Origin of the sequence: Limnospira sp. PMC 289.06 (assembly GCF_032350395.1) — a bacterium.
GTDB lineage: Bacteria > Cyanobacteriota > Cyanobacteriia > Cyanobacteriales > Microcoleaceae > Limnospira > Limnospira platensis.
Map to the genome: position 1 here is coordinate 1 of NZ_JARPLC010000155.1, position 9,400 is coordinate 9,400.

Sequence of the window (9,400 nt, forward strand, 5' to 3'; positions counted from 1 at the left end):
GTTCGTAGGTTGGGTGAAGCGAAGCGCAACCCAACAAATTCGGTCAAATGTTGGGTTCCATTGCATTTCACCCAACCTACAAATTATGCTGGGTTCGTAGGTTGGGTGAAGCGAAGCGCAACCCAACAAATTCGGTCAAATGTTGGGTTCCATTGCATTTCACCCAACCTACAAATTATGCTGGGTTCGTAGGTTGGGTGAAGCGAAGCGCAACCCAACAAAGCCGGGTGAAATGTTGGGTGACATTGCATTTCACCCACCCAACAAGGTTATGCGATCGCTAAATGTACAGAAGCGGCGATCGCTTCTCGTTGGTCGGTATCATATCCCCATCTCTCCAAAAAGTCTTGATAGGGTCCCTCTCCCCTTTGGGAAGTTTCCAGAAGCTGTTGTAGTAAAGATTTGACAGGTGGTAAATTCAGGGCTTGAATTAACTCAATACAGCGCGATCGCACTAAGTCCGAACTCGCCGCCATGTCCTCATTTTGGTGGCGATGATGATAGACTACCATGGCGGCGGACATCGCCAAATTTTTCACCAATAACTCCGAGACTATCTCAGGAGAAGATTCTAACGCTTTTTGGGTCTCTGGTGTCATTTGTTCAGGGATAGGGCGAGTATCCGTTAGGTAGGTAACAAAAAATCCCCTCGCCCCATTTTCCGACTCGACCAGTTGCGATATAGCCGCCGCCAAATCTGAGTCCGAGATGCTTCCGGCTTGGGATTGATCAATCAGAGATTGGGTAATGGCGATCGCATCTTCAAAGGTAATATTTTCCGGGATTGAGACAGAATAGATCATGATCAAACTAATTGAAATGTTTTGGGGTATTGCATAACTATGGCAATTATATCTTCTCACAATTCCCGCCCAAATCAACCTGCCCGTGAACCTTCATCTACCTATCAGGTCAAGCCACCAGACGACGAGTCCCTACTGATACCATCACCCACCTCCGAGGAAAAAAACCATCCCAAACCCGAAGAAAAAATTAGACCCCAACAACTAGCCGACTATATTGGTCAACGAGATCTTAAACAAGTCCTGGAAATTGCGATCGCCGCTGCTAAGTCTCGCCAAGAACCCCTCGATCATTTGTTACTTTATGGACCTCCCGGACTCGGTAAAACTACCATGGCGTTAATTTTGGCGACAGAAATGGGCGTAAAGTGCCAAATTACCACTGCGCCTTCCTTGGAAAAACCCAGGGATATTGCCGGACTTTTGGTTAATCAAAAACCCGGAGAAATTTTGTTTATTGATGAGATTCACCGCCTCTCTAAAATGGCGGAAGAAATCCTTTATCCCGCTATGGAAGACTCTCGTTTAGATATCACTATTGGTCAGGGACGTAGTGCTAGGACGCGCAGCATTCCCCTGAATAAGTTTACTATTGTCGGCGCAACTACCAGAATCGGTGCTTTAACTTCTCCCTTGCGCGATCGCTTTGGCTTAATCCAACGTTTGCGTTTTTATGAAGTGGACGAACTCGCCCAAATTGTCAACCGTACAGCTAAACTATTAACCACTCCCATTACTCCCGAAGGAGCCCTAGAAATTGCCCGACGTTCCCGAGGAACTCCCCGCATTGCTAATCGTTTATTAAGACGGGTAAGGGATTATTTGGAAGTCAAAGCATCCGGGGCTATTACTGGAGAAATTGCCGCGATCGCCTTAGAATTATTTAATGTAGATCCCCTCGGTTTAGATTGGACAGATCAGCATTTACTCCGCATCATTATCGAGAACTTTCAGGGGGGACCCGTCGGCTTAGAAACCCTAGCAGCAGCCAGCGGCGAAGATGCCCAAACCCTCGAAGAAGTCCAAGAACCCTACCTTATGCAAATTGGTTTTTTACAACGTACCCATCGCGGTAGAATCGCCACCCCCAAGGCTTGGCAACATTTAGGTTATCAACCACCAGAAAAACAGCTTTCTTTATTTAGTTAGTTACATCACCCTAACTAGGGCTTATCGCTTAACTTGACTGTCTTTCTCGAACCCCGCCACTACCTGGTCAACTGTTAAGTTAGCCACCGGTATTTGCAACTCCTCCGAGATGCGATTGAGGGGTTTCATCGAGGACATAACCAACCGACTAAAAAAGCTGGTAAAACTGCCATCTATTTCTAGTTTATCATGGAGGTTCGTATCCTGCTCAATCCACTGGGTAATTTGGTCCGGAGTTATCGAGGCGATCGCACATTCTTGTTGCTGGGAAATTTCCCTTAAACAGCGCAGCGCATAAATCGCCAAACGGGTGGCAAACTTCTCCTTAGATGACAACAAAGCCGCATCTACCTTAACCGCTTCTTCTGGGGTTAAAAATTCTCGATCTGTCTGCATCATAATTAGATAATTATACTATTTGGACAAAGTGGCAACGCCATCCCGTTAATGACTAATAATTAGATAACCACAACGATGCTCACCATTAACTAGCCAATGAGTCCGTTCTACAGTACAATCATATAGTACAGCCGCAAACATCTCTAACTCATGGCCGCAGACACTGGGAAAAGACTCAGCCACGCTAGAAATCGCGCAGTTATGTTCTGTTAAAATATAGCGTTGCTCACCCGTGGCGGCCTCCCCTTGGGTTTCTACGGCGTACCACTCAGCCATATAACCTTCCGCTTGGCGAATTTCCGCCAATTTAGCCACGCGATCGCCTACCGGACCAGTCCCCACCCGTTGGCGATACTCGATCGCTTTTCTTTGCCACTGTTTGTGTAAAATCTGGCTAACCTGTTCTGGTCCCACAGTTTCAGCCAAAGTATCCAGGAAAGAAATTGCAAATTGATCATAACTATTGGGAAAGCGATCGCGTCCCTGGCTCGTTAGCCGATAGATATGTTGCGGCCGTCCCATCCCTATCTGTACAGACTCATAATTGATCAACCCCTCCCCCTGCAGATCCTTGAGGTGGCGGCGGGTGGCTTGGGGACTGATATCCAGAGCCTCCGCTAGTTCCTGAGCCCTAGCCTGATGACGTTTCAGAAGATATTGGAGGATGTCCTGCTTAGTCGAATGCTGTTGGGTCGTGGTCATCATGTTCATAAAAATTCAAAAAATTTTGACTTTGACAATACAGTTGTTGCTAATGTAACCTAAAATAGACTTAAATAACAAATAGGTTGTTTAAGTCCCCGGAAGTGGGACTTGGGATCTGCCATCCCGTGGGAGTTTGTCCAGGCGATTGACCGGGACATCAGACCGTAAACCAAACGAACACAAGAGAACACAAAATATATGAGTGCTTCAGTCAAAACCCTAGTCAACCAGCCTTATAAATACGGCTTTGTCACTGATATTGAGTCCGACACCATCCCCAAGGGGCTGAGTGAAGATGTGGTGCGGCTGATATCATCCAAAAAAAATGAGCCGGAATTTATGTTAAATTTCCGTCTCCGAGCCTATCAGCAGTGGCAGAAAATGGCTGAACCCACCTGGCCCCATGTTCACTACCCCCCCATTGACTATCAAAATATTATCTACTATTCCGCCCCCAAAGTTGAGAAGAAAAAAGGCAGTTTAGAAGAAGTAGACCCCACCTTAATAGAAACCTTTGAAAAATTAGGGATTCCCCTATCCGAACAGAAACGGCTGGCTAATGTCGCAGTAGATGCCGTCTTTGATAGTGTCTCAATTGCCACCACTTTTAAAGAAAAACTCGCCGAAGAAGGCGTAATTTTCTGCTCAATTTCCGAAGCCGTAGAAAGCCACCCAGAACTGATTGAGAAATATTTAGGCAGTGTAGTTCCTGTCGGTGATAACTACTTCGCCGCCCTCAACTCAGCCGTGTTTAGTGATGGTTCATTCGTGTACATTCCCAAAGGCGTTAAATGTCCGATGGACTTGTCTACCTATTTCCGCATTAATAACGGTGAATCTGGGCAGTTCGAGCGCACCTTAATTGTAGCAGAATCTGGCAGTTCTGTCACCTATTTAGAAGGCTGTACCGCCCCCATGTTCGACACCAACCAATTACACGCCGCCGTCGTCGAATTAGTGGCTTTGGATAATGCCACCATCGAATATTCTACCGTGCAAAATTGGTTTGCTGGGGATGAAGATGGAAAAGGCGGAATTTATAACTTTGTCACCAAACGGGGACTTTGCAAAGGCGTAAATTCTAAGATTTCCTGGACTCAGGTAGAAACCGGGTCAGCCATTACTTGGAAATATCCTAGTTGTGTGTTGGTCGGTGATAATTCCGTCGGGGAATTTTACTCCGTCGCCCTCACCAATAACTGTCAACAGGCTGATACAGGAACTAAAATGGTTCATATTGGCAAAAATACCCGCAGCACTATTATTTCTAAGGGTATTTCGGCGGGTCGGTCTGCTAATAGCTATCGTGGCTTAGTCAAAATGGGTCCGAAAGCTATCGGGGCGCGGAATTATTCCCAGTGCGACTCTATGTTAATTGGCGACTGTGGACAGGCTAATACTTTCCCGTATATTCAAGTCGAAAATAATACCGCCAAAGTTGAACATGAAGCCTCGACTTCTAAAATTGGGGAAGACCAATTGTTTTACTTTACTCAACGGGGAATTGCCGAAGAAGATGCTGTGTCTATGATTATCAGCGGCTTCTGTAAAGATGTGTTTAATAAATTACCCATGGAGTTTGCCGCCGAAGCCGATAAACTGCTGAGTCTCAAACTAGAAGGCGCTGTCGGTTAAACTATCTATTTCCGTTGTCTGGGGTTTACCTTTGATGGGAAGTTGTCAATAACTCAGGTCAATGGAAACCCCCTAATGAGGTGAGTTCATCCACTAACACAAATCAAACACACACATTGAGAGGTTAAGAATGATTCAAGAAAACAGTCCAGTGATTTTGTCGGTTAAGAATTTAACCGCTACCATTGATGGTAATCCTATTTTAAAAGGCTTGAACCTGGAAGTTAAAGCCGGGGAAATTCACGCCATTATGGGTCAAAATGGGTCGGGAAAAAGTACCTTTTCTAAAATCTTGGCGGGACATCCGGCTTATGAAGTCACCGGAGGCGAAGTCACATTTTTAGGACAAAATCTCCTGGAATTAGAAGCTGATGAACGTGCCTTAATCGGGATATTTTTGGCTTTCCAATATCCCATCGAAATCCCTGGGGTTAGTAATCTGGATTTCCTGCGAGTGGCTTACAATTCTCAACGGAAACATCGGGGCTTAGACGAGTTGGATGTGTTTGATTTTGAGGATTTAATCCAGGAGAAATTAGAAGTAGTTAAAATGCGTCCAGAGTTTCTGGAACGTAGCGTTAATCAGGGCTTTTCCGGTGGTGAGAAGAAACGCAATGAAATCTTGCAGATGGCTTTATTAGAACCGAAATTAGCAATTTTAGATGAGACTGATTCCGGCTTAGATATTGATGCGCTGAAAATTGTCGCTAATGGTGTGAATCAATTGGCTAATGCTGAAAATGCCATGCTGGTGATTACTCACTATCAGCGCTTATTGGATTACATTGTTCCTGATTATGTTCATGTCATGGCGGATGGCAGAATTATTAAAACTGGTGCTAAGGAATTGGCGCTAGAGTTGGAAGAACAGGGCTATGATGATATAATTGAAGCAGCGACAGTGGGGGTGTAGTTAATGATTCAGATTCAAGAAAAACCAGAAGTTTCCTATTTGAATCAGTTACTTAATCAGGTAACGGGTTCCCTTCCGGTTCCGGCGAGTTTCCCTTTAGAAAGAAACATTGCCGAACAGTTACAAAATATTCGTGATAATGCCGCCAGTTGGGTTAAGGAATTAGCTATCCCTACCCGCCGCCATGAAGATTGGCGATTTACCGACCTTTCGGCTTTGTTGGAATTGCCTTTTCAAGCCGCCACGGCGGTAGAACTTTCCCGCGAGGAGATTTCACCTTTAATCCTACCGGAAGTTAAAGGGACTAGGTTGGTTTTTGTGAATGGTTTTTACTCCCCTCAACTGTCCTGTTTAGATAATCTTCCTGATGGAGTATTTGTCGGGAATTTAGGACAACTCGATAAACCATTATCGGATAAGTTGGGGAACTACCTAACCCAACAACCCGACAGCCAGGAAGTTTTTACCGCCCTAAATACTTCATCTTTGGCTGATGCGGCGGTGGTCTGGGTTCACCAAAATCAAGTAATTGATACGCCCATTCATCTGCTGTTTATTTCCCTCAGTAGCAGCCAGCCAGTAACGAGTCAACCTCGGCTTTTAATTGTGGCTGAACCCGGAAGCAAAGCGACGGTAATTGAACACTACGCGACGGCGAATATTTTAGGTTGTTCAGACCGCACCCAAAAAACTCCTTATTTCACTAACACGGTGGCGGAGTTATGGGTTGGTGATAATGCGGAATTACAACATACTCGCCTTCAACGAGAATTGGCTTCATCTTTCCATATTGGTCGCACTGTCGTTTCCCAAGGGCGCGATAGCCGTTATACTGGTAACGCGATTAGTTTGGGGGCGAAATTGTCTCGCCATAACTTCGATATTCACCAAACCGCTGCAGGAACCGAAACTCAGCTTAATGGTTTAACTCTGGTGAATGGTCAACAGGTCGCTGATACCCATAGCGCGGTATTTTTGAACCATCCCCATGGTGTCATCAATCAATTACATAAGGCTATTGTGGATGACCGCGCCCATGGTATATTTAATGGTCGGATTGTGGTTCCCCAAGCGGCACAAATGACTGATGCGACTCAACTGAATCGTAATCTGTTGTTATCGGCTAAAGGGCGGGTTAATACGAAGCCTCAATTAGAAATTGTGGCTGATAATGTCAAATGTGCCCACGGCGCAACTGTGAGCCAATTAGAAGCGGATGAGATTTTCTATCTGCGGAGTCGGGGACTGGATGAAAAAACCAGCCGGAACCTGTTAATTGATGCTTTTGCGGCGGAAATTTTGGATAAATTGCCTTTGGTTTCTCTCCAGCAAATTTTAGCCCGTTGTGTGGCTTGTCGCACTGACGAAGGGGAAATGTAAAGGGGGTTAAGGGGAAATTAATTGATGATTAATCAACTATCTCCCCTCACCTCTGCTATGTTGATGATGGGGGAATTACCAGGGATGCTTTGAGGGTTGCTGGTTGACAATTGCTAGATTTAGGGATTAGACAAAATGACACTTATTAAAGAGAAAACACTAGGAGAAAAGGTGCGGGGAGATTTCCCCATTCTACATCAGGAGGTAAACGGACATCCTCTGGTTTATTTGGATAATGCCGCGACTTCTCAAAAACCCCAGGTGGTTTTAGATGCTATCCAAAACTATTATCAAAGATATAATTCTAATGTTCATCGGGGTATTCATACCCTTAGCGCTAAGGCGACTGACGAATATGAAAAAGCCCGCCAGAAAGTGGTTGAGTTTATTAATGCTGATTCCTACCAGGAAATTATTTATACCCGTAACGCGAGCGAAGCTGTGAATTTGGTAGCCTATTCTTGGGGGAGGGAAAATCTACAGGCTGGGGATGAGATTATTTTGTCGGTGATGGAACATCACAGTAATTTAGTGCCTTGGCAAATGTTGGCTAATCAAACTGGGGCGGTGATTAAGTATGTGGGATTAACGGCTAACCAGGAGTTTGATTTTGAGGAGTTTAAAGGCTTAATTTCCCCTCGGACTAAGTTGGTGGCTGTCCTACAAATGTCTAATGTCTTGGGCTGCATTAATCCGGTTAAGGAAATTACGGAAATTGCCCACCAATATGGGGCAAAGGTGTTGGTTGATGCCTGCCAGAGTTTACCACATTTACCGATAAATGTCAAGGAAATTGATTGTGATTGGTTGGTGGGTTCGGGTCATAAAATGTGTGGACCGACGGGGATTGGGTTTTTGTATGGTAAGCGGGAAATACTGGAGTCGATGTCACCATTTTTAGGGGGTGGCGAGATGATTGGGGAGGTGTCGTTAGAGGGTTTTACCTGTGGGGAATTACCCCATAAGTTTGAGGCGGGAACTCCGGCGATTGGGGAGGCGATCGCTTTAGGTGCAGCCCTGGATTATTTAAGCACAATTGGCATGGATAAAATCCACGCCTACGAACAGGAATTAACGGCTTATTTGTTCCATAAATTAAGTGCTATTCCCGATATTACTGTGTATGGACCCTCCCCGACGCCTGAGGGTAAAGGACGGGCGGCATTAGCATCATTTTCAGCGGGAGAAATTCACCCTAATGACTTATCAATGCTGTTGAATGATTCGGGGGTGGCGGTGCGTTCAGGACACCACTGCACCCAACCTTTACATAAGTATCTAAAGGTTAATTCTACGGCGCGGGCGAGTTGTTATTTTTACAATACCCACGAGGATATTGATGCCTTTGTGGTGGCGTTGAAAGAGGCGATCGCCTTTTTTAAGCAGATGTCTTAATCTTAGCTAAGGGCTTCATAATGGAAGCCTTGGAATTCAGGCGATTTGATTCTCCTTGGTGATCAAATCGCCGATTCCATCTTAATCCATTAATTCCTAGGCTTGAAAAAGTCTGCCCCAACCAGTTCCGGGTCCTTCTGCTGTCCAACGATAGGTCATTTCATATTTGCTGTAAATTGCACCCTTACCATTTTCAACCGCTCCGGTGTAGCAATCATTAAGAGAACCATAAGGATCATTAACAACAAAATCCCCGTTTTCAGTGCGCCCCCGGACAACAATCATGTGACCGCCACAAGGATGTTCCGTCGTCCCCCGATGATAAATACCAATCACAACAGGACGCTTCGCTTCTAGTTCTCGATAAACATCATCAAAATCCAGATCGGTGTGCCAAGTGCTTTTTAAACCCAAATCTGATAAGGCTTGGGTTTGCACTGTATGATCGGTGGTATCTCCATATTTAAAAACCACTTCTAAGTAGATATCATCTCCAGTGGTTCCGAGTAAAGTTCCCGGCTTGAAATATTCTAAACACATGGCACAAGACAATGAATTACAAGTTCTTTCTGGATCTCGATAGTTGTCAGTTTGCGGAAACCAAGGAACAGGTAGTAAAATTTTATCGGGTTTAATCTGGAGATTCTGATTGTATATCTCCACATCTCTGCTGTGAACAAACCAAGTATTCTTTCCCTTAAATGATTGACCAAAAAATGCAAATTTCAGGTAATCTCCGGTTTGGTAGGCATAGGAGTGAATCGGATAAACACTTTGTTCTTTAATTTCGACTTGTTGATCGCTTGAGAGTTCGGAAAGGTCTTCAATGGCGGAGCGGAGGGTTGTGGTGTGGATAAATTTAATCTTCACAGCCGCTTCTGAATTGGCAGGTTCTGAATTGGCAGGAGAGGAGGCTATTGGGCGCGACTCTGTCACTTTACAGGCTTTGTTATAATATTGGTGACGGTGCGAGACGTTCAGGCATAAAATAGGGTTGCAATACCCGAAATAACCGCCTGGC

Annotated in this window: 9 protein-coding genes; 5 read left to right on the plus strand and 4 right to left on the minus strand. The window is 45.0% G+C overall.

All coding sequences use genetic code 11. The features are described from left to right. Positions 1–269 precede the first annotated feature (269 nt). Entirely contained in the window at positions 270–803 is a 534-nt protein-coding gene (locus P5674_RS21195; RefSeq protein ID WP_006617215.1) for a hypothetical protein, read from the minus strand. Positions 804–842: 39 nt separating this feature from the next. Between P5674_RS21195 and ruvB the strand changes: the two genes are divergently transcribed. Then, a complete protein-coding gene (gene ruvB, locus P5674_RS21200; protein WP_006617214.1) occupies positions 843–1,952 on the plus strand; it encodes a Holliday junction branch migration DNA helicase RuvB in 1,110 nt (369 codons plus the stop codon). 21 nt (positions 1,953–1,973) lie between these two features. Here ruvB and P5674_RS21205 read toward each other — a convergent pair whose 3' ends face one another. Together P5674_RS21205 and sufR are read right to left on the minus strand one after the other, a co-directional pair. After that, entirely contained in the window at positions 1,974–2,351 is a 378-nt protein-coding gene (locus tag P5674_RS21205; protein WP_006617213.1) for a hypothetical protein, read from the minus strand. A gap of 45 nt (positions 2,352–2,396) precedes the next feature. Next, on the minus strand, positions 2,397–3,056 hold the full coding sequence (sufR, locus tag P5674_RS21210; protein WP_014274850.1) for an iron-sulfur cluster biosynthesis transcriptional regulator SufR: 660 nt from the start codon (positions 3,054–3,056) through the stop codon (positions 2,397–2,399). A 198-nt stretch (positions 3,057–3,254) separates the two neighbouring features. On the opposite strand from sufR, the gene sufB reads away from it, so the two are divergent. From sufB to P5674_RS21230, 4 genes are all read left to right on the plus strand, one after another. Beyond that, the gene (gene sufB, locus P5674_RS21215) at positions 3,255–4,691 is read left to right on the plus strand and encodes a Fe-S cluster assembly protein SufB (protein ID WP_006617211.1); all 1,437 of its coding nucleotides are present in this window, start codon (positions 3,255–3,257) and stop codon (positions 4,689–4,691) included. Between the two features lie 130 nt (positions 4,692–4,821). Beyond that, positions 4,822–5,604, plus strand: coding sequence for a Fe-S cluster assembly ATPase SufC (sufC, locus tag P5674_RS21220; RefSeq protein WP_006617210.1), 783 nt, complete (start codon positions 4,822–4,824; stop codon positions 5,602–5,604). A gap of 3 nt (positions 5,605–5,607) precedes the next feature. After that, positions 5,608–6,984: a Fe-S cluster assembly protein SufD gene (gene sufD, locus P5674_RS21225; RefSeq protein ID WP_006617209.1), complete on the plus strand. Its 1,377-nt coding sequence runs from the start codon at positions 5,608–5,610 to the stop codon at positions 6,982–6,984. Positions 6,985–7,119: 135 nt separating this feature from the next. Next, on the plus strand, positions 7,120–8,379 hold the full coding sequence (locus P5674_RS21230; RefSeq protein WP_006617208.1) for a SufS family cysteine desulfurase: 1,260 nt from the start codon (positions 7,120–7,122) through the stop codon (positions 8,377–8,379). Positions 8,380–8,475: 96 nt separating this feature from the next. Here P5674_RS21230 and P5674_RS21235 read toward each other — a convergent pair. Further along, a partial coding sequence (locus P5674_RS21235; protein WP_315642993.1) for a C39 family peptidase occupies positions 8,476–9,400 on the minus strand: 925 nt, incomplete at its 5' end.

Bases quoted from the DNA above. Each gene is read 5' to 3' on its own strand.
- P5674_RS21195 (WP_006617215.1), bottom strand. From the start codon at position 803: ATGATCTATTCTGTCTCAATCCCGGAAAATATTACCTTTGAAGATGCG.
- ruvB (WP_006617214.1), top strand. From the start codon at position 843: ATGGCAATTATATCTTCTCACAATTCCCGCCCAAATCAACCTGCCCGT.
- P5674_RS21205 (WP_006617213.1), bottom strand. From the start codon at position 2,351: ATGATGCAGACAGATCGAGAATTTTTAACCCCAGAAGAAGCGGTTAAG.
- sufR (WP_014274850.1), bottom strand. From the start codon at position 3,056: ATGATGACCACGACCCAACAGCATTCGACTAAGCAGGACATCCTCCAA.
- sufB (WP_006617211.1), top strand. From the start codon at position 3,255: ATGAGTGCTTCAGTCAAAACCCTAGTCAACCAGCCTTATAAATACGGC.
- sufC (WP_006617210.1), top strand. From the start codon at position 4,822: ATGATTCAAGAAAACAGTCCAGTGATTTTGTCGGTTAAGAATTTAACC.
- sufD (WP_006617209.1), top strand. From the start codon at position 5,608: ATGATTCAGATTCAAGAAAAACCAGAAGTTTCCTATTTGAATCAGTTA.
- P5674_RS21230 (WP_006617208.1), top strand. From the start codon at position 7,120: ATGACACTTATTAAAGAGAAAACACTAGGAGAAAAGGTGCGGGGAGAT.